The 25,436-nt window shown below is 58.1% G+C and carries 13 protein-coding genes; 7 read left to right on the top strand and 6 right to left on the bottom strand.

Features of this window, described 5'->3' with window-relative positions:
• Positions 1-12: 12 nt before the first annotated feature.
• The 5 genes from U9O48_RS00475 to U9O48_RS00455 form a co-directional block, all read right to left on the bottom strand.
• Positions 13-11,841 (bottom strand): hemagglutinin repeat-containing protein, encoded by an 11,829-nt coding sequence (locus tag U9O48_RS00475; RefSeq protein WP_324723283.1) that lies wholly within the window; start codon positions 11,839-11,841, stop codon positions 13-15.
• A 14-nt stretch (positions 11,842-11,855) separates the two neighbouring features.
• Positions 11,856-13,556, bottom strand: a complete 1,701-nt coding sequence (locus U9O48_RS00470) for a ShlB/FhaC/HecB family hemolysin secretion/activation protein (RefSeq protein ID WP_324723282.1) — start codon at positions 13,554-13,556, stop codon at positions 11,856-11,858.
• Positions 13,557-13,780: 224 nt separating this feature from the next.
• A complete protein-coding gene (nlpA, locus tag U9O48_RS00465; RefSeq protein WP_103950242.1) occupies positions 13,781-14,590 on the bottom strand; it encodes a lipoprotein NlpA in 810 nt (269 codons plus the stop codon).
• Positions 14,591-14,741: 151 nt separating this feature from the next.
• The gene (locus U9O48_RS00460; RefSeq protein ID WP_282492097.1) at positions 14,742-15,140 is read right to left on the bottom strand and encodes a type II toxin-antitoxin system VapC family toxin; all 399 of its coding nucleotides are present in this window, start codon (positions 15,138-15,140) and stop codon (positions 14,742-14,744) included.
• A 2-nt stretch (positions 15,141-15,142) separates the two neighbouring features.
• Positions 15,143-15,472, bottom strand: coding sequence for an antitoxin (locus U9O48_RS00455; protein WP_324723281.1), 330 nt, complete (start codon positions 15,470-15,472; stop codon positions 15,143-15,145).
• 274 nt (positions 15,473-15,746) lie between these two features.
• Between U9O48_RS00455 and U9O48_RS00450 the strand changes: the two genes are divergently transcribed.
• The 5 genes from U9O48_RS00450 to U9O48_RS00430 all read left to right on the top strand — a co-directional run bounded on the left by U9O48_RS00450 (position 15,747) and on the right by U9O48_RS00430 (position 22,512).
• A complete protein-coding gene (locus U9O48_RS00450) occupies positions 15,747-16,316 on the top strand; it encodes a TetR/AcrR family transcriptional regulator (protein WP_282492098.1) in 570 nt (189 codons plus the stop codon).
• A gap of 145 nt (positions 16,317-16,461) precedes the next feature.
• Positions 16,462-17,583 (top strand): efflux RND transporter periplasmic adaptor subunit, encoded by a 1,122-nt coding sequence (locus tag U9O48_RS00445; RefSeq protein ID WP_324723280.1) that lies wholly within the window; start codon positions 16,462-16,464, stop codon positions 17,581-17,583.
• Complete coding sequence (locus tag U9O48_RS00440) at positions 17,583-20,690, top strand: efflux RND transporter permease subunit (RefSeq protein ID WP_324723278.1); 3,108 nt, start codon at positions 17,583-17,585, stop codon at positions 20,688-20,690. Before U9O48_RS00445 ends, U9O48_RS00440 begins: the two co-directional genes overlap by 1 nt.
• Before the next feature lie 2 nt (positions 20,691-20,692).
• The gene (locus U9O48_RS00435) at positions 20,693-22,057 is read left to right on the top strand and encodes an efflux transporter outer membrane subunit (protein WP_285146254.1); all 1,365 of its coding nucleotides are present in this window, start codon (positions 20,693-20,695) and stop codon (positions 22,055-22,057) included.
• Between the two features lie 158 nt (positions 22,058-22,215).
• Positions 22,216-22,512, top strand: coding sequence for a YicS family protein (locus U9O48_RS00430; RefSeq protein WP_282492102.1), 297 nt, complete (start codon positions 22,216-22,218; stop codon positions 22,510-22,512).
• Between the two features lie 28 nt (positions 22,513-22,540).
• Here the strand turns inward: U9O48_RS00430 and U9O48_RS00425 are convergent, their stop codons facing one another.
• Positions 22,541-23,491 carry a LacI family DNA-binding transcriptional regulator gene (locus tag U9O48_RS00425; protein ID WP_324723276.1) on the bottom strand — a complete coding sequence of 317 codons (951 nt, stop codon included), beginning with the start codon at positions 23,489-23,491 and terminating at the stop codon, positions 22,541-22,543.
• 294 nt (positions 23,492-23,785) lie between these two features.
• Between U9O48_RS00425 and U9O48_RS00420 the strand changes: the two genes are divergently transcribed.
• Positions 23,786-24,100, top strand: a complete 315-nt coding sequence (locus tag U9O48_RS00420; protein ID WP_282492103.1) for a PTS sugar transporter subunit IIB — start codon at positions 23,786-23,788, stop codon at positions 24,098-24,100.
• A gap of 12 nt (positions 24,101-24,112) precedes the next feature.
• Positions 24,113-25,435: a PTS sugar transporter subunit IIC gene (locus U9O48_RS00415; RefSeq protein ID WP_282492104.1), complete on the top strand. Its 1,323-nt coding sequence runs from the start codon at positions 24,113-24,115 to the stop codon at positions 25,433-25,435.
• Position 25,436 lies beyond the last annotated feature (1 nt).

Genomic DNA, 25,436 nt, shown 5'->3' with positions numbered 1-25,436 from the left:
TTAACTTAACCTTTACTTTTTGATGGGTTTATAACTTGTGGGAACCTCAGCTGTATCAGGAAAGGCTGTGACGACTCTTCCAGTTGCAGGCTGATAGACCACTCTTATTCGTATTCCATCTCTCTCTTCATAAGATACCCAGTTGGCTGGTTTACCCTTGCTAGTATAAATTCCACCTGTCCCCGTCTGAGCATACCACTGAGTATTTGGAGATGTTGCAATGTCTCCTACTTCGTGAACAACCTTATCTGCTGCCCATTCTTTTGGGAATACTGTTTTGCCTGGCTGGCCGGGATATAAATGTCCACCACCTCCAGGACCATCACCATACAAAATATGCTGCTTCGCTTCAGGCGAAAGGATATCAACATACTTCTGATTTTCAGGGGATATCTTTCCTGTTGAGATTTTATCTTTCCCAAAAATCCCCTCATCGCCAGAAAGCTTTGACCCAGCGATAATGCTAACAATCGCATGAGTCTGCATTGCATCATCGTAAGTTCTAGCAACCTCATCCCACGTCTTACCCGGATTGTTGGCGACAATCCCTTTAATCGCCGCATCACGCGTAATGCTTCCCGCATCCAGCCCCTTCATTATAGCGTCAGCATTCGCGTAATCTTGCGGGAAGATATCCTTATAGGACAATCTGTACCCCGCTGCGCTATCACCATATCCTTCCAGCGCTTTCTGTGCTTTTACAACCAACTGTCCGCAGGCACCACTGCTCTTATTCCCCTGAGTACAGACATCCAGAATTTGCTGGTCACGGGATTTATCTGTCGCATTAATGTCCGCCAGTTCCTGCTGAAGCGACTGCCGCTCTTCTGACGACAAGTCCCCCTTTTGAAGCTGACTCTCAACCTGTTTTTTACGCTCTGCTTCCTGGTGATTCAGATAGTTATACCGCACTGAATCCAGTGAAGCCGCCGCGCCCGACTGTGCCCCGTTCGTGCCACCAATCACCCCCCCAATAGCTGCACCGCTGAGGGCGGCCGCCCACTGGACAATGGCTGATTTTTCGCTGCTACCCAGTGAAGTGTGACTGCCCAGATAGTCGTTGACCATGCTGCTAAAGGCTTCGCTGCTGAGACCAGCCACGCCGCCTGCAAGAGCATTTCCCCCGCCAAGACCAGCCTGAAGCGCACCGATGATTCCGTGAATAGCCGCTTTCTCTTTACTGTCCGCGGCCCAGCCCATGGCGCTTCCGATATCTCCCGCAGCCTGGTTTGCCATCTGTCCAAACAGCGCTGCTAACTCCTGCTGCTCCTGTACTTTTTCTTTATCAAATATCTTATCTATATGCCCGTTGGCGTTATCCGTGTCGCGACTCAGTTCCGTCACATCCTGCTGCTGGTTTTCCTTGTCACGAACTGAAATCGTGCCATCCGCAATGGCCGCGTTTGTGGTACCGGAAGCATCGCCTTTGCTGCCGGTGCCAATAATGGGCACCAGGCCACCAATGCCTTTTGTCTTCGAGCTGTAGCTGGCATCGTTATCAATGTCACGCCAGCCTAGCGTGCCGGTATCGAGCGAGTTTTTATCTGCCGTTGCCGTGCTGGCAATGACCGCTCCGTCAAGCTGAGTATGCTTACCGACAGTAATATCAAAGCCTTTATTCCCGGCAAACAGACCACTTTGCTCACCGACGCTGGCGTATTCACTGTCAATTTTGCTGTTGATGATGTTCAGCGAGGCCGATCCGGTCATGGTGCCGAAGGTAAAGCTGACTCCTCCGCTGACGTCCTTCTGCCAGCTGTGATAATCATCAGTATCCTGAAGGCTACTGATCAGCAGGTCGCGGCCCACATCTGCTGTGATTTTGTCTCCCAGCGCCTGCGCGCCTGCGATCACGGTGTCCCGGCCGCTGCTGATGCTCAGTTCATCACGAGCGTTCACGCGTGTATTTACATGTTCGGTGCTTGTGCCGTCGTCACCGCCTTTTGACTGGAAACCGCTGGCCTGCACCCCTATCCCGGTTTCCTTCCCGATTCCAACATGCGCTCCTGCGCTCCAGCCACTGCTGTTATTGCTGCTGGTTTGCTCGCGTTTGTTCGAAGCTGCATCCAGAATCACATCGTTTTGCGCAACCAGTGTGACGTTATTGCCTGTCACGCCGCTGCCAGTGATATGTAGGTCGCCGCTGGTATTTTTGCCCGTGGCAACCATGTTGACATCACTACCCGCCGTCAGCGTGCTGCCGCGCACTTCATTCTGCTTCAGTTCAGAGGTGGACTGGCTTTTGCTGGAGCCGATATTCAGCTCTACCCTGATTAAGCTCACGTTACCCCCAGCAGCACCGCCCGCCAGGGAAGCCACTCCCGAGCCCGCCACCCACATATCCTTCGCAGCTTTCACGCCATAAAGGGCTGCAAGGCGATCGTCACTGACCTCTTCCCCGCGTTTGAGAGCGCTGTTGGCGGCCAAAGCGGCATCGGTAATGACAGAGGAAACGGACAGCGTCAGCCCGCTCTTTTTCTCCTCGTACGATTCTTTCCGGCGCAACAGATCATTCCCCGGATCAACCGCTATTTCACCCGCCACAACGTTGAGGTTTTTCGCGGCAATAATATCGGCCCCACTGACGTGAGCTTTGCCATCAGCAAAAATATTGACGTTTCCACCAGTTGAACCGACTGTGCTGACACTCTGACTCTGCGTGGTGCCGTCTTCGTTGATTTGATGACGGGAAGAGCTGGTCCCAATAGTGAAACCAATGCCGCCGCTGCCCATCAGACCGCTGGTTTTCTTCTCTTTCAGTCGATATGTCGACTGCTCTTCCGTGGCCGCCACGATATTCACATCGTGACCCGCGTTAAGAGTCAGATCCTTATCCCCGATAACAGAAGAGCCTTTCACCGTGACATCATTCCCGGCGGTGATCAAAACGTTATCCCCGCTCAGTGATGAGCCTTTTTCGTAGGTTGCGCTATCTTCTTCAATGGTGTGGGTGGTGGTTTTCTTAAAGAAACCACTTTTGGTTTTCCTCTCTTCCTTGTAGTGATAATCGCTCTCCGTAGCCGTAGTGATATTGACATCTCGCCCAGCTGTCACGGCGAGGTCATCGCTGGCAGTGACCTGCGCGGCTTCTGAGTTCACATCTCGCCCGGCGATAATGGTGGTGTTGCCGCCGCTGGCGATTTCGGTACTGCCCTGCCGAACTGACTCGTCGATAACCGTTTTCTTTTTCGAGCGTGAGCTACTACCGTCGGTCGTTTCTTCCGCCAGCAGGTTCACATCCCGACCAGCCCTCATCGCCAGATCGCCTTCTGCGGCAATGCCTGCTGCCTGCGAATTAATATCCTGCCCGGCTTTCAGCACCAGGTTGTCGCCTGCGGAAATCGTCGTGCGATCGACGCCGGTGCTGTGGGACTCGCTCTTACCCTTTCCGCTGCTGGTACTCGTCTGCTCCGCGTTAAGATTCAGATCGTTACCCGCGTTCAGCCCGGCGCTGCCGCCGGCTTTCAGGTCGCTGGCGCTCAGGTCGATGTTGTTCCCGGCGTTGATGCTGAGGTTGCCGCCCGCATTCACCGTGCTGCCCTGGTACGTCACGGACGAACGGCTGGTTTTGGCCTGGCTGGAGCTGTAGGCGTCGTTGATCTGATTGGCGTTAACCGCGATATCGCCCCACGCATTCATCAGCATATCGCCGCCCGACGCGAGGTTCGCGCCCGTCACGGTGATGTTTTTACCCGCTTCGAGCGACAGGGAATCCTGCGCCGTGATCGAGGCCGTGGTGCCGAGGACGGTGTCTTTAATACTGACGTTGCTGTATTTGCCTTTGGCATTGATATCAATCTGATCCGCCAGCGTCAGGTTGTTGATGCTGCCGTCGAGGCTCGCCAGCTGCACCGTTTTGCCGCTGATGGTGGAGCTGATGTTGTTGATATCGCCGATGGCGCTCAGGTTGAGATCGCCGCCCGCTTTGATCAGGCCGTTGTTGAGGTTGCTGATGCTGTTCTGGCTGTCGAGCGTCAGGTTGTTGCTCGCCACCAGCGTGCTGCCGCTGTTGGTAATGTTGCCGCCGGTCAGGCTGACGTTGTTGCCCGCGATGACGCTGCCGTTGTTGACGGTGACGTCCTTCGGCGAGAGATAGACTTTCGGCACCATCACCGTTTCGCCGTTGATGGTCGCTTTTTCCCACCACAGGATACTGTGGTCGAGGGAGGCGATCTGATCGGCGGTCAGAGAGACGCCGAACTGCAGGCCCAGCGACTGCTGCGCGGCGGCGGCGCTGTCCATCAGGTAGCGCATCTGATCGAGATCGGACCCGACGCCGTTCAGGTAGCGGCTGCCCGTCTGGTTGAGCACCGTATTGCTGACGTAGCGCGTATCAAACGCCGCGTCGCCGAGGAAGCGGTAGTCGTAATCCGGGTTCAGGTTGAGACGGCCCAGCATGTAGGACGACCCGAGCACCTGTTTTTCATCGGTAAAGGCGGCGCGCGTCTCCTGTGGAGCGCTGGTCGACGGCTGCGTGCCGAGCATTTTGTTGAGATCGGCGAACAGGGCGGGATCGAGCTGCCCGAGGCCATTGAGTTTCGGGTTGACGTTAATCAGGTACGGGCTTTTTGGATTATCGGAAACCACAAAATAGCCGTTGTTGCCTGATGGCAGCGGGTAGGCGCTGGTATCGACGGTTTTGCCCTGATACTGCCCGGTTGCGCCGCCTTTGGCGGTGTTGAGGTCCGCCGTGGTGACGCCCGCTTTTGCCAGCTCGCTGAGCTGACCGAGGCTGGCGTTGCCCTTTTGGCTGGTGGAGATGTTGCTGAGCGAGGCGCTGCTTGCGCCGCTGCTGTCCAGCGCGCCGCCGCCGTTGATTTGCTGCAACGCGCCCTGGAGTTGATCGTTCCACTGCGGGGAGTTGACCGCGACTACGCCGGTGTTAGCCAGGTTCTGCTTTTGTGCAGCACCATCAATGGTTTGGTTGCTCAAAGTCGTGAGCGTAGGAGCTTTGATAGTTGAGTTATTCCCGCCAACATTCGCCGTGGTGGCGGTATTGCTGATATCACTGGTGAAGTTAGCAACGACATTGCCACCAGCCTGGATAACGGCCCGATAAGCGTCTCCATCAACGCCCTCAGTGCGGATATTCCCTCGGGACGTGAAATAAATGTAATTCACACCGCCGGTACCGTTTTGGGAAGTTATCTTTGATTCTTTTGCGAACTCATCACCGCCATAGGAATATGTCATATAGCGTGTCTGAGCACTTTCAATCCAGGATTGGTTGTTCAGTGTCCCACCGCTGAGTACGATATTTTTCGTCGCCAGAATGTTACTGGCATTATTTTCCATCGTATTCGCTGACAACAGAGCATCGCGCCCGGACGATATACGCGCTGCGGCTGAACCATCACTGCTGACAACGACCTGCGAGCGAGATACCGCGAATTCTAAATCGCCAGCATTTTTATATGGCGCAGGTCGTGACCAATATGCCCCTGCACAAGAGTTAGCGCACCCCGTATCAACGCGGTAATACCCATAATTGTAATTAACACTATCCAGGTAACTGAGCGGTACGAGAGCCTCTGTCTGCGTCAGCCATGAATATTGATTGGTGATCTCGGTTTCTGCGGTAACACTTGCCGATAATCCAGCACGTTCATTTAGCAAATGTCCGGTCTTAATTGAAATATCACCATTCTGCGTCTCAATCGTCCCCGACGTATTCACCACTTCACTGTTCGCATTCCCCGCCGCGTCTTTCTGCATCCACAGATTATTTCCGGCAAGGATATCGCCGCGCTGGTTGGTGATGCTGTTGGCGTACAGCGCCAGATTGTTCGCGGCGTACAGCAGGGCGGTGTTGACGATCGACCCTGGCGCGCTGAGCGTCAGGGAGCCGCGGGTGCCGGTGAAACCATCCACGGTGATATTGCCGCGGCTGGCGATGGCGATATCGCCGCCACCCTGGATCGTCCCGGCTCCGTTGAGCGCCACGGTGCTGCCCGAGAGCGCACTCGCGCCGCTGCCGGTTGTCAGTTGCCCGTTATTGGTCAGCGCGCCGCCCGCGGTCAGATTGACCGCCTGGCCCTGCATCACGCTGCGGTTTTCGATCGCACCGTTGCTGCTGATACTGAGGGTTTTCCCCGCCGCGATCGCCGTCTTACCGGTAAACGCATTCGTGAGTTTTAAGGTCAGATTGCCCAGCGAAACCAGCTGGCCGACCGCATCCAGCCCTTTACTCTCCAGCCACAGATCGCCGCCGCTGAGCAACTTACCCGCCGCGCTCTGGGTGACCTGATCGGCGTCAATCGTCAGCTGGCTGTTGCCGAGCAGCGTCCCGCTGTTGGTCAACTGGCCATAATTCACCGCCAGCGTTCCCGCCTGGGTGGTGCCCTGGTTTACCAACGTATTGCCCGTCAGCGTGGCCTGATCCGCAAGCCAGGTGCCGCCGTTAGTTGCCGTCGCCGCGTTGAGGATCAGGTTCGTCGCCTGAAGCCAGCCCGCGCCGGTGAACTGCGGCGTCGACAGCGTCAGGCGTGCGCCGGAAAGCAGTTTGCCGTCGTTGCGTGCCTGAGTGTTGGCGGTGACGTTTGTGTCGCCGCCGCCCTGCATCAGGCCGTAGTTGAAAAGAGAGGGCGTCGTTACGGTCAGCCCCTGACGGCTGACGATCTCCCCGCCAGCGTTGTTGGTCAGCGCTCCGCTGAGGCTAAACGTCGCGCCGTTATCCCCCTGCAATCGCCCGTTGTTGGTCAATGCGCCGCTGGTCACGCCGAGCGTTGCGCCCTGGATTTTTCCGTCGTTAGCGAGGGAGGCGGCGTTGAGATTCAGCGCCCCGCCGGTCAGCATCGTCCCGTTCTGCTGCTGGGTGATGGCCCCGGTCTGGGCCAGCGTCAGACCGTTCACGCCGCTGATCGCCCCGCTGTTGCTGAGTGTCGTCCCTTTGAGCGTCAGGTTTTTCGCCGCCCACTGGCCCTGATTGTTGAGCGACATCGCCTGCAGCGTCGCGCTGCCCAGCGCAGTGATTTTGCTGCCCGCGCTGTTGGTCAGATTATTCGCCAGCGTCATTTGCAGCGCGTCGGCGCTCTGCACCGCGCCGTTGTTGGTCAGCGACTGGGCATCCAGCAGGATGTTTTGCCCCTGCCAGGACCCGTTATTGGTGACCGTCCCGGAGGTAATATTCAGCGTGCCCTGCGTGAGCAGCGCCCCCGACGCGCCGTTGATCAGCTCCAACTGCGGCGCAGCCATCGCCATGCGGGCCATCAGCTGCTGCTGGGCCTTAAGCGTCAGGCTTTGCAGCCCCGTCAGCGTTCCCTGGTTGTTGATACTGGTCTGGCGCAGTGCGAGGGTTTTCCCCTGCACCGCCCCGCTGTTTTTGAGCGTACTGCCGCCGAGCCGCATATCCCCTTCGCCCAGCAGTTGGCCCCGGTTATCCAGCGTCTGCGCGGTGATTGCCGTGTCGCCCTGGCTCATCAGCGCGCCGGTTGAGGTGAGGGTGCCGCCAACACTGGCGGTTAACGCCCCCTGGCTGAGGAGCGATCCGCCGTGCGTCCAGCCGTCGGCCGTTACCGTCACGCCGTTGCCCTGAAGCGTGCCCTGGGTAGTTAACTGCCCGGCATCCAGCGTCAGCGCCCCGCCGGTCAGCGTTTTTGACGCCGCGCCGGTGACGAGCGAATCACCCGTCAGCGTCAGGGTATCGGTGCCCTGCCACAGCCCGCTGTTGTTGAGTTCGCGGGCGTTTAGCGTCAGGGTTTTACCCATCACGCGGCCTGGGTTTAGCAGGCTGTCGGCGGTGAACTTCACCGCGCCGCCGCTCTGTAGCAGGCCGGTATTGGTTATTTTGCCGCTGAGGTTTCCGGTGAGCCCTTTCAGGCCGTTGACTGTCCCGCTGTTATCCAGCGACGCGCCCGTCAGGCCCAGGTTTTCCCCCTGAAGGGCACCCGCATTGCTAAGCGTTCCGCCGTTCAGGGTGAGCGCGCCGCCGGAGAGCCATTTACCCGCCGCGTCGTTGCTGATCCGACTCGCCGTCGCATCCGCCCGATCGTTGCCCTGTATCAGGCCGCTGTTGCGGATCTCGGTGGCCCCCAGCGTGAGGGTTTTGCCTGCCAGCGTCCCGGTATTGGTCAGGGTGACGGCGTTCAGCGCGGCGTCATTTTTGGCGACTAGCCCACCCTGATTATTCAGCGCGTTGTGGAGGGTCATCTCCAGCGCATCCGCCTGAATATCGCCGCTGTTGAGCAGATCGTTGCCCTTCACCGTCAGCCGCTGATTCACCTGCATCAGGCCGTGGTTTTCGAGCTTATCAAGATCCAGCGCGAGCGCGCCGCCGCTAACCAGCTGTCCGTTCTGGCCGTTGGTCAGCGAGCGGGTGGTCAGCGTCAGGCCGTCGTTGCCTTGCAGAATGCCGTTGTTCGTCAGCTGCGGTGTAGCGAGGGTCAGCGTTTTCGCCGCCAGCTGCCCGTCGTTAAAGAGCTGCGCCGCCGTCAGTTCAAACAGATTTTGGCTGAGGAGCGTGCCCTGATTATCCAGCCGTCCGCCAGCGTTGAGGGTAAGACGATCCAGCGCCTGCACCGACCCGCTGTTGCTGATGGCGTCTGCGGTGACAGAGGCGTCGCGCGCCTGAATCTGCCCCTGGTTGCTTAAGGATTTGCCGCTGAGCGTCAGCGTTTCGCCGCCGGTAATTTGCCCCTGCGTCTGGTTGGTGAGTCCGCCACCGGTCCAGGTCAGTGCGCTGCTCCCCTGCAACAGACCGCTGTTTTGCAGGTCGCCGCGCAGGGTCAGCACTTTCGCCAGCAGCTGCCCGCGGTTATTGATGTTCGCCGCGTTCAGATCCAGCTTTTGCTGGCTCAGCACATTGCCGTCGTTGGTCAAGGATTTGGCGATCGTCGCGGTGATGCCCGCTTCGCCCAGCGCGTTGCCGCTGTTGATCCACTCGCCGGTCGCCAGGTTGAGGGTTTTGCCCTGCAGCAAACCGGCGTTGGTGAGTTTGTCGTTTTGCAGCCGCACGTCCCCGCCGGAGAGCACTTTGCCGTTCTGCTGGTTGTTGAGCTGCGTTCCCGTCGCCGTTAGCGCGGTTGTCCCCTGCAGCGTTCCGCTGTTGGCGATGGTCCCCGCGTTGAGTTGCACATTCGCTCCGGCCAGCAGCCCGCTGTTCAGAAGCTCCGGCGTCGCGAGCGTCAGTCCGTTGCGGGCGATAATCTGTCCGCTGCTGTTGTTTTGCATCTGGCGAGACAGGGTGAGCAGCAGGTTCGTCGCGCTCAGCTCCCCGCTGTTGGTCAGTGTCGCGACGCGAAGGGTCAGCGTGCCGTCGCTGCGCATGGCGCCGCCGTTCGTGACCTCGTCGGCGTTGAGCGCAAGAATGTCATACCCCTGCATAACGCCCTGGTTTTGCAGGGTATTGCCCGTCAGTTGCAGGTTTTTTGCCGCCATCTGACCGTCGTTTAGTAGCCGCGAACCTTTGACGTTCAACGCATCGTCGGCCAGCAGACGACCGGTCGCCTGGTTAGTCAGCGAGTTGCCATCGAGACGCAGATTTACGCCGTTGATTTCGCCGCTATTGGTGAGCGCATTGCCCTGCCACCCCAGATCGGTGTCCGTGGTGATGAGACCGCTGTTGTTCAGTTCCGGCAGATTGAGCGTCAGGTTACGGGCGCTATAAATCGCGCCACCCGTCAGGTTATCCAGCGTGGTCGCCCGCAGGGTTAGCAGGCTGTTTCCCTGCAACAGACCGCTGTTACTTATCTGTTTGCCATCGAGAGTCAGAGCGTCGGCCACCAGCGTGCCGCTGTTCGCTATCGCGTCCGATGCTGTGAGAGTGATGCTGTCCGCTTTCGCTTTGCCGCTCTGGTTGATGCGCTGCCCGTTGAGGGCGATTGCATTCGCCGTGAGTTCACCGCGCTGGGTGATGCCGTCGTTGGTGCCAAAAGAGAGGGTTTTCGCCGTGGATGTGCCGCTGTGATCGAGGTTCTGTGCCGAAGCGCGAAGCCCCCCTTTTGCCGCCTGCACGCCGCCAAGATCCACGCTATTCGCTTGCAGGGTCAGATCCTGACCGCTCTGAAGATGCGCGTCAGCGCGGGTGGTGAGATTTTTTCCGCTGACGGACAGTGCGCCCGCTGCGTCCGTCTGGCCGTTGAGATCGGCGAGCTGGGCGGCGGTGAGCTGGATGTTGCCCTGGCTGGTGGTGCGTGAATCTTTGCCGCTGGTGAGGGTGTCGGCATCCGCCGTCAGCGCTTTTGCCCCGGAGAACACGCCGTTTTGCACCAGCGCGCCCGCTTTGGCACGCAGCGCACCGTCCGCCACCACGCTTCCACTATTGCGAAGAGACTCGCTGGCGTTCAGCTCCGCGTCGCCTTTGGCAGTGAGGGTGCCCTGCTGGCTGAGCGTCCCGGCGCTGACCTGCAGCTGTCCGCCGCTTTGCACCGTGCCGCTGTTGATGACGTTTTTCCCGGCAAGGGTGACGCCGTTGCCCTGCAAGGTGCCGCTATTGGTCAGGCTGTCGGCCTGTACGCTGGCGCGCCCCTTCGCCGCCATCAGGCCGCTGTTGTCCAGCTGCTGGCTGGCGCTCGTCAGATCGCCACCCGCGTTAAGTTGCCCCTGGCTGGTGATGCGCTCACCGCTGAGATCGATATTGCCCGCCGCATCGGCGCGGCTGCGATTATCCAGCGTGAGCTGTTGGCCTTTCAGCGTGAGATTTTTACCGGCCGACACCGCGCTGCCCGTTGCGGCCAGCGTGCCGCCGCTGGTGAGCGTGGTCTGCGTGTCGCTGCCGAGCGTCGCGTTGTTGAGCGTCAAATCCTGACTGCTATTCACCGTCAGCGCCGCTTTACTGGTGGCGCTCCCGCCGCTCATCTGCAGTTTGCCATCATTGGTCAGGCGCATTTCGCCGCCGCTCACCAGCGTGCTGTTGTTCAGCGCGATATCCTGCGAGCTGGCGACGTTGAGCGCCCCGCCCGACTGATGGCTACCGTTCAGCGTCACGCCTGCGCCTTTCGCGGTGATCGCTCCGCTGGCGAGGCTGTTCGTGACCGTCAGCTTGCCGTTAGCATCCAGCTGGATATCGCCCTGACGGGCATTCAGATTACCGAGGTTCACCCCCACGCCTTTATCGCTCGACACCAGGCGAATGCGGTTGGCGTACATGCCGCCCAGGGCGCTGGTATCCACCGCGATGACAGGCGCGGCCCCTTCTCCGGCGATGGCTTTTACGCTGCCATCTGCGCCGACGCGGTTTGCCCCCGCCGTCACCGTCAGATCCCGGGCGTGGATCGCCGCATTGACCTCGGTAGCGCGGGCGATGATCGACAGGGCATCGCTTTGACTGGCGTCCAGCCCCTGGCCTTCAATGGTGATCGCCCCTTTGCTGACATCCAGCGCCAGCAAATTTCCGTTCGCGTCGAACTGCGGTTTGCCGGTGGTTAAGGTCACATTCGGGGTGTTGATAAATCCGCAGCCGTTACAGGTGATGCCGTAGGGGTTGGCGACCATCACGCTCGCCGCTTTTCCGCCGACTTCCGTATAGCCCTGGAGCTGAGAACGACTGCCGCCCGTCACTTCGTTGATAATGCCTTTCGCTTCTTTGCCCGCCACCAGGTTCGGGTTGTTCTGGATCAGGCCGCCGAGCTGCGTCTGGGTCAGACGGTCGGTGGCGTTATTGAGGATCACCCCTTCTTTGCCAACGTTGTAGCTGTTGAACTGGTTGTGTGAAATCCCCGCCCCATTCGGCGGGGCGATATTCACCACCGGCACCCCGTTCCCGGCCTGATCCATCGTGGTCTTTCCGCCTGGCGTCATCACCGCCGCAAACGCGGGGGCGACGGGCTGCCAGACCATCAGGCTGCAAACCATCCAGCTAATCAGACGCTGTGAGAGACGAACAGGGGGGTGACGAGTATCCATAGTCATCAATTCTCTTAAAGCACGAAAGCAATGCGCCAGTTGACGCTGATGTGGTCCGGGCCGAGCCAGTCGGGATAGTGCACCGGCGTCCCCACGGAAACCTGGCTGCTGTACCAGCGCCCGGCGCTGCTGAGGCCAATGGAGGCGCCCCACAGGGTGCCGGACGCGTAGCGATCTTCACGGTCTTTTTCCAGCCAGCCGCCGTCGAACGCCGCCGTGGCGCTGACCTGGCCAATTACCGGGAGGGTAAACAGCGTGTAACCGAGTTCGTTGCGCAGATACCCGCCGTTATCGCCGGACAAATACTGCTCTTTGAAACCGCGCACCGAGCTTTCGCCGCCCAGGGTCAGGCGCTCGGAGCCGTATAACCGATCGGGTGACCACTGGCCGTAGGCGCTGGTTAGCCACCAGAGATTGCTGGTCAGCGGACGCTGAAAACTGGCGTTGAGGCTCCATTTACGGAATTCTGCGCGCGGCATATCGCCCGATTTGTCTTCGTCCGTCTCGGCGTTGAACCACGGCATCCCGTGGCTGTAGGTGGGGTTGAAGGTCGCCACGCCACCCGCCATTTTTTGCGTATGGGTGATACCGACAATCAGGCTGGAGAGGTTGCGGGTGCTGCTTTGCAGCGGCGCATCGTTGAGCCAGTTACGGCTCGAGCGCTGTACCGCGCCCAGCGTCAGGCCGGTTTTGACGTCGCCGTTGCGATACACCACCCAGGAGCCATTGAGGCGGTGCGTTTTGGTGTCGCCCGTCGAGACCCACTGGTAGCCCATGTTATCGAGTGTGGTCCGGTAGTTACTCCACGCATAGCTGTAGTCCAGCAGGCCATAGCCGAATGGCACGCTCACGCCCGCCTGGAAACTTTGCGCGTCGTACGCAGTGGCAAAATCGCTGCTGCGCCCGCCGCTCACAAGCCACTTATCGGCCAGCCCGAGGAGATTATTCCCGGTCAGACCGCCATTGAGCTGATCCTCACCGGTACTCTTTTGCCCGCTATTATCCAGACTGATGGTCGCACTTAACGGAAATTCGGGTTGCGCAGTAAGATTAACCACTGAATATCCCGGCTCTGACGCCGGAATAATTTCGATTTGCACGGGCGTGGTACGCAAACGGTTAATTTGCTCCATCCCTTGTTCGATGTCCCGCAAATTAAGTACGCGCCCCTTAAGACCTGGAAACGCCATTTTGAGCATTAAGGGTGTTTCGCCTTCAAGGCGAATATCTGCAAGCTTTCCTTCCAGCACCGCAATATTGAGCTGACCACCAGAGAGATCCTGTTCGGTCAGAAAAGCGCGGCTGGTGATATATCCTCGGCTGATATACCAGTCAGAAATTTGTGCTGTTAATTCAGTGATTTTCGCCATATCCAGACACTGATTTTCCCAGGGGGTCAGCAGCTTCTGCTGAGCTTTAGGAGAGATCAGCGTCGCCCCCGTCAGGGTGATATTCTGGATGCGAAAACAGGGCCCGGTTCCTGTTGCGACAGGCGCTGGTGCCGTGGGTTTTGGCAGGGGGATCGAGCGTTCTAATTCTTCACGTTGCTGTTGGTTTTGTAATAGCAGCTGCTGTTGCTGCTGTTGGATTGTGTCGCGGTCTGCAGGAGAAAGCGGGGCTGCCTGAAGGGCGAAAGAAAAAATACTAATAATAAGAATAACAAAGCGATAACTGACGCGAGGAATAACGTTAAAAAGCCGGAACACCCTGTTCATTTTGTCCCTGAGATATCGTATTACAAAATATTTCAAAACTATAAGGTGAGTCTTGTTTCGAGTAAATAGAATTTAAGATAGGCAGGATATTTTTGTTGAATATGTGATTGACGTTGAATATTAGCTATTTTAAGACGTTTATATCAATCATCTTAATATTCATTAGGGTTTCACTTAATAATACCGACGGCAGGCGAGATATATCCCGCCTGCCCATCACCCTGTCACCAGCCCGGCACCGCCCCGCCGTTAAAGATTTTTTCCGCCGCTTTCGCCACTTCCGGCGACTGGTACGACTGAATAAATTCCTTCACGTTTTCAGCGTCTTTGTTGTCTTCGCGCGTTACCACGATATTCACGTAGGGTGAGTTTTTGTCCTCGATAAACACGCCATCATGCACCGGCGACAGCCCGGTTTGTTGCAGGTAGGTGGTGCTGATGATCGCCACATCCACTTTTGGGTCGTCCAGTACGCGCGGCAGCTGCGCGCCTTCCAGCTCCATGATGTTCAGTTTTTTCGGGTTGGCGGTGATGTCGAGCGCCGTTGGTAGCAGGCCGACGTCCGGTTTCAGCGTAATCAGCTTCTCTTTTTGCAGCAGCAACAGCGCGCGCCCGAGGTTAGTCGGATCGTTAGGTATGGCAATGGTCGCGCCATCCTTCAGCTCCGATACGGCTTTGACCTTGCGGGAATAACCGGCCATCGGGAAGACAAAGGTATTGGCGACGGCCACTAATTTATAGCCGTGCGCTTTGTTGTCTTCGGCGAGGAACGGGCGATGCTGGAACACGTTCGCATCCAGTTCACCGTGATTGGTCGCATCGTTGGGCAGCAGCGAGCCGCTAAAACCAACCAGTTCGACATCAAGGCCGTACTTCTCTTTCGCCACTTTTTTGGCGACTTCCGCCACGTCCTGCTCGGCGCCGTTAATCACGCCGACTTTAATGTGTTTGGCATCGCTGCCACCCTGGTCACAGCCCGCCAGCAGCAGACCCGTTAGAACTAATGCACCAAATCGAGGTAAAGAGAGTTTCACGAGACAGATCCTTTTGATAAACGTTTAAACGACTATATCGACAACGAAGCGGTACGCTAAAAACCGAAAAAGAATCAACCAGAAGGAAAAGTTATATGTGTACGGACGACTTTGTAGGCCCGGTAAGCGCAGCGCCACCGGGCGTCAGGTGTTACAGAGACGTGGTCCAGTCTTCTACGTTCAATCCCTGAACCATGCCGAAGGCGCGATCGTTGGTGACAAAAGTGGCACCGCGACTCACCGCGTGGGCTGCAAGCAGTTGATCAAGCGCCCCCATGACTTTTCCCTCTTTTTCCATTGATGCGCGCAGCGTGCCATAGCTTTCCGCGGCTTCACGATCCCAGTCACATACGGTGACCGTATTCAGAAACTCCAGTATTTTTGCGGTTAATGAACTGCTTTGCTTTTTGGCCACGCCGTAAAGCAGTTCCGCTTCAGTGACGCTCGAAATACAAATATCTTCGAGCGCGGTATAGGAATATTTATTAAGCACATCTGGATGCTTTCTGACGATATAGCTCACAATGTTTGTATCAAGCATATGCCGCATTTCTACATTCCTTCAAAAGGATCTCTGTCTGCGAACCCTTGATTGCGCTCCTCTTTACTCAGGAATGATTCCGGGACATCCGTTAGCTTTAACAGGTTTAAAAAGATATCTCTGTGGTACTCACGATGATTCTTCACAGACAGCACCACATTCCCATACTCATCCCTGCGGATATAGACACTATCCGTATCAAATTCAAAATCAGCCGGTAGTCTGACGGCCTGACGACGGCCCTTTTTGAAGATTTTTACTGTGCGTTCCATTGCCACCTCTGCGGGTTTATTGACCAGGCCAAAGAATGAGCCATCGGGGGGCAGAGTGACAAGCATCACGATGCAAATTCGGAAAGCGCCTCGCAACTTATAGTAGGCCCGCTAAACACAGCGCCTTCCCTATTGGAAAAGAGCCGTGCTCTCCTTATTTTCAGCGCAATTTGACTCTCTCACAGCTTTATCTTCATAAAAACTCCTTATTCTCTCCTTTATTTCGTTGTGGAAATATCCTTTCAATATGTAAATAAAAAAAGCGCTTTCCAATACCTTCCTGAAACGTATAATAACCAAAAATGAGAACGATCATTCTCACTCTCAGCGCGGCGGGAAAACGATGAGCACAAAGCTAGAAGAACGGCAGAAACAGCGGCAGGACGAGATCATCACCGCGGCGCGGCGCTGCTTTCGCGCCAGCGGATTTCACGGGGCCAGCATGTCGCAGATCGCCAGCGAGGCGAAGCTCAGCGTCGGGCAGATCTACCGTTATTTCAGCAACAAAGATGCCATCATCGAAGAGATGATCCGCCGCATCATCGACTACCGCATCGCGGAGATGGAAGACAAAACCCAGACCGACCGCATGCCGCAGATCCTCGCCTGGCGCCAGACGCTAAGCGAAGACGACGATGCGCTGATGCTGGAGATGTCCGCCGAAGCGACCCGCAATCCGCTGGTGGCGGCGATGCTGGTCGAAGCCGATGCGCGCATGTTCGCCAACGCCTGCGAGCACCTGAAAAAACAGTGCCCGCACCTGAGCGAAGAGCGCATCCGCTGCTGCGTAGAAATTACCGCCGTGATGATGGAAGGCTCCATCTATCGTCGGTTAACCCCACAAAAAGTCTCTGCATCTGAATTAGAGAAAATTTATCGGGAAATACTCAATATGCTTCTCATTGTGAATTAATTAAATCTGAATTAAACATCGGGAAATAACGCTTTCCCGTTTTTTCATTTCCGCGAGTCGCGGAGATGCGGCATGCCTTTGCCTTAAATAAATTTCATCTCGTTAAGCGATTAACGGGACAGGCATCGTTCACCCTGGAAAAAGTATGAAAATCAGAACAACCTCCATCGCGGCATTATTTCTCCTGACCGGTTGCGATAATGCACAAATATCCGCGCCAGAAGGCCCACTCCCGGAAGTGGGGATCGTCACGCTCATGAGCCAGCCCGTTCCGGTGGTCAGTGAGTTAACCGGGCGCACCAGCGCTGCGCTGAGCGCGGAAGTGCGTCCGCAGGTCGGCGGCATCATTCAAAAACGGCTGTTCAATGAAGGCGATACGGTCAAAGCCGGACAGGCGCTGTATCAGATCGATCCGGCCAGCTTTAAGGCCAGCTACGACGAAGCCGCCGCCGCGCTGAAACAGGCCCAGTCGCTGGTGCAGGCCGACTGCCAGAAGGCCCAACGCTATGCCCAGCTGGTGAAGGACGACGGGGTGTCGCGTCAGGATGCGGAAGATGCGCAGGCCACCTGTGCGCAGGACAAAGCCAGCGTCGAATCCAAAAAAGCCGCCCTGGAGAGCGCGCGTATCAGCCTGAACTGGACCACTGTCACCGCGCCGATTAGCGGCCGCATCGGGATTTCGTCCGTCACGCCGGGTGCGCTGGTCACCGCCCAGCAGGATACGGCGCTGGCGACCATTCGCGGGCTGGACACCATGTACGTTGATCTCACCCGTTCCAGCGCCGATCTGCTGCGATTACGCAGGCAAACCCTGTCCACCAACAGCGATACCCTGAGCGTGTCGCTGATCCTCGAAGACGGGAGTACCTACAGTGAAAAGGGCCGACTGGCGCTGACGGAAGTCGCCGTGGATGAATCTACCGGCTCCGTGACCCTGCGCGCAGTATTCCCTAATCCAAAACAGCAGCTCCTGCCCGGCATGTTCGTTCGCGCCAAAGTGGATGAGGGCATCATGGACGACGCGATTCTGGCGCCGCAGCAGGGCATCACCCGCGACGCCAAAGGCAACGCCACCGCGCTGGTGGTGAACGCCAGCAACAAAGTTGAGCAGCGCACGCTGCAAACCGGCGACACCTACGGCGACAAATGGCTGGTGCTGAGCGGGCTGAACGCGGGCGATAAGCTGATCGTCGAGGGCTCCGGGAAAGTGACCACCGGCCAGGAAGTGAAAGCCGAAGCGGTCAAAACCGACGGAGGAAACGCCTGATGTTTTCCCGTTTCTTCGTGCGTCGCCCGGTGTTTGCGTGGGTGATCGCCATTCTGATTATGCTCGCCGGGATGCTGGCGATCCGCACCCTGCCGGTGGCGCAGTACCCGGACGTGGCACCGCCGTCGGTCAAAATCTCCGCCACCTATACGGGCGCGTCCGCCCAGACGCTGGAAAACAGCGTCACTCAGGTGATCGAACAGCAGCTGACCGGCCTGGATAACCTGCTCTATTTCACCTCCACCAGCAGCTCCGACGGCTCCGTGAGCATCAACGTCACCTTCGAACAGGGCACCGATCCGGATACCGCCCAGGTCCAGGTGCAGAACAAAGTGCAGCAGGCCGAATCGCGCCTGCCGAGCGAGGTGCAGCAGTCGGGCATTACGGTGGTGAAATCCCAGAGCAACTTCCTGCTGATCATGGGCGTGTACGACAAAACCGACAAAGCCAGCAGCTCGGACATCGCCGACTGGCTGGTGAGTAACGTTCAGGACCCGCTGGCGCGCGTGGAAGGCGTGGGCAGTTTGCAGGTGTTCGGCGCGGAGTACGCTATGCGCATCTGGCTCGATCCGGCGAAGCTGGCTTCGTACGCGCTGATGCCGTCCGACGTGCAGAGCGCGATTGAAGCGCAGAACGTGCAGGTCTCCGCCGGGAAAATCGGTGCGCTGCCGTCGTCGAATGCGCAGCAGTTGACGGCCACCGTCCGCGCCCAGTCGCGCCTGCAAACCGTCGACCAGTTTAAAAATATCATCATCAAGAGTCAGTCGAACGGCTCGGTGGTGCGCATCGGCGACGTCGCCCGCGTTGAGATGGGCAGCGAAGATTACACGGCGACAGCCAAACTGAACGGCCATCCGGCGGCAGGTGTGGCGGTGATGCTTTCGCCTGGGGCTAACGCCCTGAGCACCGCTACCGCGGTGAAAGAGAAAATCGCCGAGTTCAAACGCGCGATGCCGGAAGGCTATGACGTGGCCTACCCGAAAGACAGCACCGAGTTCATCAAAATCTCCGTCGAGGATGTGATTCAGACTCTGTTCGAAGCCATCATCCTGGTGGTGGTGGTGATGTATCTGTTCCTGCAAAACGTCCGCGCCACGCTGATCCCCGCCCTGGCGGTGCCGGTGGTGCTGCTCGGCACCTTTGGCGTGCTGGCCCTGTTCGGCTATTCCATCAACACCCTGACGCTGTTCGCGATGGTGCTGGCCATCGGTCTGCTGGTCGATGACGCTATCGTGGTGGTGGAAAACGTCGAGCGCATCATGCGCGACGAGGGCTTGCCCGCCCGCGAAGCGACCGAAAAATCGATGGGTGAAATCTCCGGCGCGCTGGTGGCGATTGCCCTGGTGCTCTCGGCAGTGTTTCTGCCGATGGCGTTTTTCGGCGGCTCGACGGGGGTGATTTACCGCCAGTTCTCCGTGACCATCATCTCGGCGATGATCCTCTCGGTCGTCGTCGCCCTGACCCTCACTCCGGCCCTTTGCGGGACGGTTCTCACCCACACACCGCCGCACAAGAAAGGCTTTTTTGGCGCCTTTAACCGCTTTTACAGCAAAACGGAAAAGGGCTATCAGCACAAAGTCCTGCGGGTGTTACGCCGCTCCGGCAGCATGATGGCGATTTTCGCGGTGCTGTGCGGCGCGATGGCCCTGACCATGTGGAAACTACCGGGCAGCTTCCTGCCGACGGAAGATCAGGGCGAAATCATGGTGCAGTACACCCTGCCCGCCGGTGCCACCGCCGTGCGCACCGCCGAGGTGAGCCGTCAGGTCACCGACTGGTTCCTCAGCAAAGAGAAAGACAACACCAACGTCATCTTCACCGTCGAAGGATTCAGCTTCAGCGGCAGTGGCCAGAACGCCGGGATGGCGTTTGTGTCGCTGAAAAACTGGTCCGAGCGTAAGGGGAGCGAAAATACTGCCCAGGCGATCGCCCTGCGCGCCAGCCAGGAGCTGGGCGGCATTCGCGATGCCACCGTGTTCGCCATGACCCCGCCGTCCGTCGACGGCCTCGGCCAGAGCAACGGCTTTACCTTCGAGCTGATGGCGACCGGCAGTACGGACCGCGATACCCTGCTGGCGATGCGTAACCAGCTGATTGGCGAGGCGAATAAAGATGCTTCCCTGCAGGCGGTGCGCGCCAACGATCTGCCGCAGATGCCGCAGCTGCAGGTCGATATCGACAACAACAAAGCCGTCTCTCTGGGCCTCGCCCTGAGCGACGTCACCAGCACCCTCTCCAGCGCCTGGGGCGGAACCTACGTGAACGACTTTATCGATCGCGGCCGCGTCAAAAAGGTCTACATCCAGGGCGATAGCGATTACCGCGCCGCGCCGTCGGATCTCAACAAATGGTTTGTGCGCGGGAGCGACGACAGCATGACGCCGTTCTCCGCCTTCGCCACCACCCGCTGGGAATACGGCCCGGAAAGCCTGGTGCGCTACAACGGTTCGGCGGCGTATGAGATTCAGGGCGAGAACGCCAGCGGCTCCAGCTCGGGCAGCGCGATGACCACCATGGAACAGCTGGCGAACAAACTCCCGGCTGGCACCACCTGGGCATGGAGCGGCCTGTCGCTGCAGGAAAAACTGGCCAGCGGCCAGGCGATGAGCCTGTACGCCCTGTCGATTCTGGTGGTGTTCCTGTGCCTGGCGGCGCTGTACGAGAGCTGGTCGGTGCCAATTTCGGTGATCATGGTGATCCCGCTCGGCGTGCTCGGCGCGGCGCTGGCGGCGACAATGCACGGTCTGAACAATGACGTCTATTTCCAGGTGGCGCTCCTGACCACCATCGGCCTGTCGTCGAAAAACGCCATTCTGATCGTTGAGTTTGCCGAGGCCAAAGTGGCTGAAGGCTACTCCCTGACGCGGGCCGCCCTGCGCGCCGCCCAGACCCGTCTGCGCCCGATCATCATGACCTCGCTGGCCTTTATCGCCGGAGTGACGCCGCTGGCGGTCGCCACCGGGGCAGGCGCCAACAGCCGCGTGGCGATCGGCACCGGCATCATCGGCGGCACCCTGGCGGCCACGCTGCTGGCGATTTTCTTTGTCCCCTTATTCTTTGTACTGGTGAAGCGGTTGTTCTCCGGTCAGCACGCAAACCGGAGGTAATCATGTTTCGTGTATCTGTTTTGGTGTTAGCCCTGATGAGCGCAGGCTGTGTGTCGCTGGACCCCAGCTACCAGCGCCCCGATTCCCCCGTCCCGGCGACGCTGCCGGGCAGCCACGGCGAGGCCGGCGCGGTCGTGAGCCAGTGGCAAAATGTGATGAACGATGCCCGGCTGAAAGGGGTGGTGACGATGGCGCTCACCAGCAACCGCGACGTGCAAAAAGCGATTGCCGATATCGACGCCGCCCGCGCTCTGTATGGCGAAACCCGCTCGTCCCTGTTCCCAACGGTGGATGCTGAACTGAGCCACACCCGCAGCCGCACGCTGGCGAGCGGGGTGACCACCAGCGACGAGGCCAACGGCGCGGTGTCGAGCTTTGAGCTGGATCTGTTTGGCCGCAATCAGAGCCTGTCCCGCGCCGCGCGCGAAACCTGGCTTGCCAGCGAATTCACCGCCCAGAATACGCGCCTGACGATGATCGGCGAGCTGACCACCGCATGGCTGACGCTGGCGGCGGATAACAGCAATCTGGCGCTGGCAAAATCGACCATGGAGAGCGCCGCGAACTCGCTGAAAATCGTCAAACGCCAGCAGGAAGTGGGCGTGGCAGCGGCGACGGATGTCAGCGCCGCGATGGCGGTGTATCAGCAGGCCCGCGCCAGCGTGGCGAGTTATCAGACGTTAGTCATGCAGGACAAAAACGCCCTGAATCTGCTGGCGGGCGGTACGGTGCCGGACAACCTCCTGCCCGGCACGCTAGAGAGCCTGAGCGACAACGCCATCACCCTGATCCCGGCGGGGGTGAGTTCCAGTGCGCTGCTGCGTCGTCCGGATATCCAGGAGGCCGAGCACAATCTGCTGAGCGCCAATGCCAGTATCGGCGCAGCGCGCGCCAATTTCTTCCCGAGCATTTCCCTGACCGCCAGCGCCGGAGTCGGGAGCGACTCCCTGTCGTCCCTGTTCAGTCATGGGCTGAAAGTGTGGTCGTTTGCCCCGTCGATCACCCTGCCGCTGTTCAGCGGGGGCAACAATCTGGCGCAGCTGCGCTATGCCGAAGCGGAGAAAAAGGGGCTGATCGCCACCTACGAGAAAACCATTCAGAGCGCGTTCAAGGACGTGGCCGATGCCCTGGCGCGGCGGGAAACCCTGAGCGAACAGCTCGATGCCCAGCGGGAGTATGTTGCCGCCGAGCAGAAAACGCTGGCGGTGGCGACGCGCAGCTATCAGGCCGGCGCGGGAGATTATCTGACGGTGCTGACCGCGCAGCGGTCGCTGTGGTCGGCACAGGAATCGTTGATCGCCCTGCAACAGACCGACTTCACCAACCGCGTCACGCTGTGGCAATCCCTCGGCGGCGGCATGCCATAAATCTTTTTGCCGGGCGCTGATGCCCGGTAAAAACTCCAGCTACGCTTAAAACGTCTCATACCTGCGTCTGTCCAGAATCATACTTTCGGCTTGAATCGCTTTGATGAATGTAACGATATATTTCAGAAGACCATGCGCGTTTTTTTCCGGGGGTTTCTATGAAAGCTGCTCACCTGTTTTGTCTGATTATCTGTTTGCTTTTCGCCGCCTTCGTCCACGCAAAGGAGACGGAAGATCCGGTTAAAACGGAAAAAATCAGGCAGGCCGTGATGAAAGATATCAAGAAAGTGTGCTCGCCTCAGGGCAAACAGACGGACAAGGAGTGGCAGGCGATGATCATGTCATCCGAGGCCAACAAACTGCTGGTGAAAAACGCCGTGCTGGCGATGGAGCGCGACAACCTGGACAACTACTGGGAAGCGGTCGGCAAAGTGGACTGCATGGAGGATTACTAAGCGTGAAGCGGGCTTCACGCTTGTTTGATTAGCGTTTGCGCATATCCGGGATAATCAGATCCCCGCGCAGGACGTAAGACCCGAGCATCTGCGTTTTTTCATTCAGCCACGCCACAATCCGCGCCGCCATCGCATCCATGGAATATTCGATGGCCGGAATGGTCGGGATCCCCGGAAGATGCAGCGAACCGGCGAGACTAAAGACCATGATGTCTTCCGGCACCGATTTGTTAAACGCCTGCAGCTGCGGGATCACGCGCTGCGCTTCCTGCTCATCCGCCACCAGCAACGCGTTGAAATTCAACGTGGTCGCGTTATTCAGCAGCTCCTGCAATGCCACGGAGGACGAGGTGGCGTCCATAAACACCAGATTGCGGTTAAACGGCAGGAAGTTTTTCTCCAGCGCGTGTTTGTAGCCAAGCAGCACCTGATCGGCGAATCCGCTGCCCTGCGGCTGGATCAAAGCAATCTGCCGACGGCCCTGGCTGGTGAGATAGTTACAGGCGGTTTCGGCGGCAAAGGCGTGGTCAAACTGGATGCTGTTGGTGTTATCGGACTCCATGCAGTCCACCAGGATGACGTTCTCCTGATCGATATGCAGCGGGAAACGCGCCCCGATAATCAGGATGTCGTCGCACAGGCCGCAGGAGAGTTCATCGAGCGCGTTAAGCACTTTGCTTTTGGTGTTGGCGAAACGCAGCAGCAGGTGTTTTTGATGCTGGCTGAGCTGTTTTTCCAGCGCGTACAAATACCCGGTGGTCTGGTTGATATTATCCTGCGCGCAAATGACGCCGATACAGCCGGTGGACTGGCTCAGCAGCGACTGCGCAATGACGTTGGGCCGGTAGTTCAGCTCATCCACCGCCTTCAGTACGGCCTCACGGCTGGCTTCCTTCACGCCGCGCGACCCGCTCAACACCCGTGATACCGTGGCTTTGGACACCCCGGCCAGACGTGATACATCGTTGATTGTAGACATCATATTCCCCTGACAGGACCCACGCAGCCCTGTAATTCCCATTACCGCTTCGGCTCACATTATAGCCAATCCGCAGTATATCCGTTTTCCCTTTTCCATGGAAACCGATTTTCCGTTTCCGCTCCATTTGATGTCCAAATCGCCAAATTTCGTGACCCACATCGTGATAATAAGCCGCGTAACTACTGGATCTTGATGGGTGTCACACTTCTGTCTTTTATAAATGGAAACCGGTTTCCATATGATATCCAATCACCTCCGCAATAACTTTTTACACTTTGAGGATGGTTGTCGATGTTCAAGATTATGCTGTGCTGCTCTGCCGGGATGTCCACCAGCCTGCTGGTGAGGAAAATGGTTGAAGTGGCAGAAGAACGCGGTGTGCCGGTGACGATAGATGCGTACGGTGTTTCCGAATTTGATACGCAGTTTCCGCAGTACCAGGTCGTGCTTCTCGGACCGCAGGTGAAATACATGTTAAAGACACTGGCAGACAAGGCTGCCACGCAGGGCATTCCGGTACAGGCCATCGACATGATGGATTACGGAATGCAGCGTGGTGATAAGGTACTGGACTATGCTCTGTCGCTCATCGACGCGGCACACTAAGAAGGTGTTCTCATGAGTTCGTTATATCAATCAATGGTTGCCGTTATTGAGCAGTCCATTACCCCGCTGGCGGCAAAGCTCGGACAGCAAAAGTACGTGATTGCGATCCGTGACGGTTTTACCGCGGCGCTGCCGTTTATGATCATCGGCTCGTTTATGCTGGTGTTCATCTTCCCGCCGTTCTCGGCGGATACCACCAACAGTTTTGCCCGCGGCTGGCTCGATTTCTCCCAGACCTACCGCGAACAACTGATGCTGCCGTTTAACCTCAGCATGGGCGTGATGACCTTCTTTATCTCGGTGGGTATCGGCGCGAGCCTCGGCCGCCAGTTCAATCTCGATCCGGTGATGTCCGGCCTGCTGGCGTTTATGGCGTTCCTGTTGGTGGCAGCACCTTACGCTGACGGCAAAATCTCCACGCAGTATCTCTCCGGCCAGGGGATTTTCACCGCGCTGATCACCGCTATCTACTCCACCCGCGTTTACGCGTGGCTGAAAGAGAACAAAGTCACCATTCGCCTGCCGAAGGAAGTCCCAACCGGCGTGGCGCGCTCCTTTGAGATCCTGATTCCGGTGATGGTGGTGATCGGTACGCTGCATCCGCTGAACCTGTTTATCGAAGCGCAAACCGGAATGATCATTCCGCAGGCGATTATGCATCTGCTGGAACCGCTGGTCTCCGCCTCGGATTCCCTGCCTGCGATTCTGCTCTCCGTGCTGCTGTGCCAGATCTTCTGGTTCGCGGGCATCCACGGCTCGCTGATTGTCACCGGCATCATGAACCCGTTCTGGATGGCGAACCTGTCGGCAAACCAGGCGGCTCTCGCGGCGGGCGCGGCGCTTCCGCACGTCTATCTGCAGGGCTTCTGGGATCACTACCTGCTGATCGGCGGCGTTGGCTCGACCTTACCCCTGGCTTTCCTGCTGCTGCGCAGTCGCGTGGCGCATCTGCGCACCATCGGCAAAATGGGCGTGGTGCCGAGCTTCTTTAACATCAACGAACCGATTCTGTTCGGCGCGCCAATTATCATGAACCCGATGCTGTTTATCCCGTTTGTGTTCGTGCCGCTGGTCAACGCCTGCCTGGCGTACGCCGCGACCAAACTCGGCTGGCTGGCGCAGGTGGTTTCCCTGACGCCGTGGACCACGCCGGCCCCGATTGGCGCGTCGTGGGCGGCCAACTGGGCGTTCAGCCCGGTGGTGATGTGCGTGATTTGTATGGTGATGTCTGCCCTGATGTATCTCCCGTTCCTGCGCGCCTACGAGCGCTCTTTGATGAAAACCGAAGAGCAAAAAGCCCAGGCGACCGTCGGTAACGCTGAAACAGCACGTTAAT

The sequence above is a fragment of the Lelliottia sp. JS-SCA-14 genome (assembly GCF_035593345.1).
In the GTDB taxonomy this organism is placed as follows: domain Bacteria; phylum Pseudomonadota; class Gammaproteobacteria; order Enterobacterales; family Enterobacteriaceae; genus Enterobacter; species Enterobacter wanjuensis.
This window is presented reverse-complemented; position numbering and strand designations above follow the sequence as displayed.

Excerpts from the sequence above, each read along its gene's own strand:
- U9O48_RS00475 (WP_324723283.1), bottom strand. The coding sequence starts at position 11,841 with ATGGATACTCGTCACCCCCCTGTTCGTCTCTCACAGCGTCTGATTAGC.
- U9O48_RS00470 (WP_324723282.1), bottom strand. The coding sequence starts at position 13,556 with ATGAACAGGGTGTTCCGGCTTTTTAACGTTATTCCTCGCGTCAGTTAT.
- U9O48_RS00460 (WP_282492097.1), bottom strand. The coding sequence starts at position 15,140 with ATGCGGCATATGCTTGATACAAACATTGTGAGCTATATCGTCAGAAAG.
- U9O48_RS00450 (WP_282492098.1), top strand. The coding sequence starts at position 15,747 with ATGAGCACAAAGCTAGAAGAACGGCAGAAACAGCGGCAGGACGAGATC.
- U9O48_RS00445 (WP_324723280.1), top strand. The coding sequence starts at position 16,462 with ATGAAAATCAGAACAACCTCCATCGCGGCATTATTTCTCCTGACCGGT.
- U9O48_RS00440 (WP_324723278.1), top strand. The coding sequence starts at position 17,583 with ATGTTTTCCCGTTTCTTCGTGCGTCGCCCGGTGTTTGCGTGGGTGATC.
- U9O48_RS00435 (WP_285146254.1), top strand. The coding sequence starts at position 20,693 with ATGTTTCGTGTATCTGTTTTGGTGTTAGCCCTGATGAGCGCAGGCTGT.
- U9O48_RS00430 (WP_282492102.1), top strand. The coding sequence starts at position 22,216 with ATGAAAGCTGCTCACCTGTTTTGTCTGATTATCTGTTTGCTTTTCGCC.
- U9O48_RS00425 (WP_324723276.1), bottom strand. The coding sequence starts at position 23,491 with ATGTCTACAATCAACGATGTATCACGTCTGGCCGGGGTGTCCAAAGCC.
- U9O48_RS00420 (WP_282492103.1), top strand. The coding sequence starts at position 23,786 with ATGTTCAAGATTATGCTGTGCTGCTCTGCCGGGATGTCCACCAGCCTG.
- U9O48_RS00415 (WP_282492104.1), top strand. The coding sequence starts at position 24,113 with ATGAGTTCGTTATATCAATCAATGGTTGCCGTTATTGAGCAGTCCATT.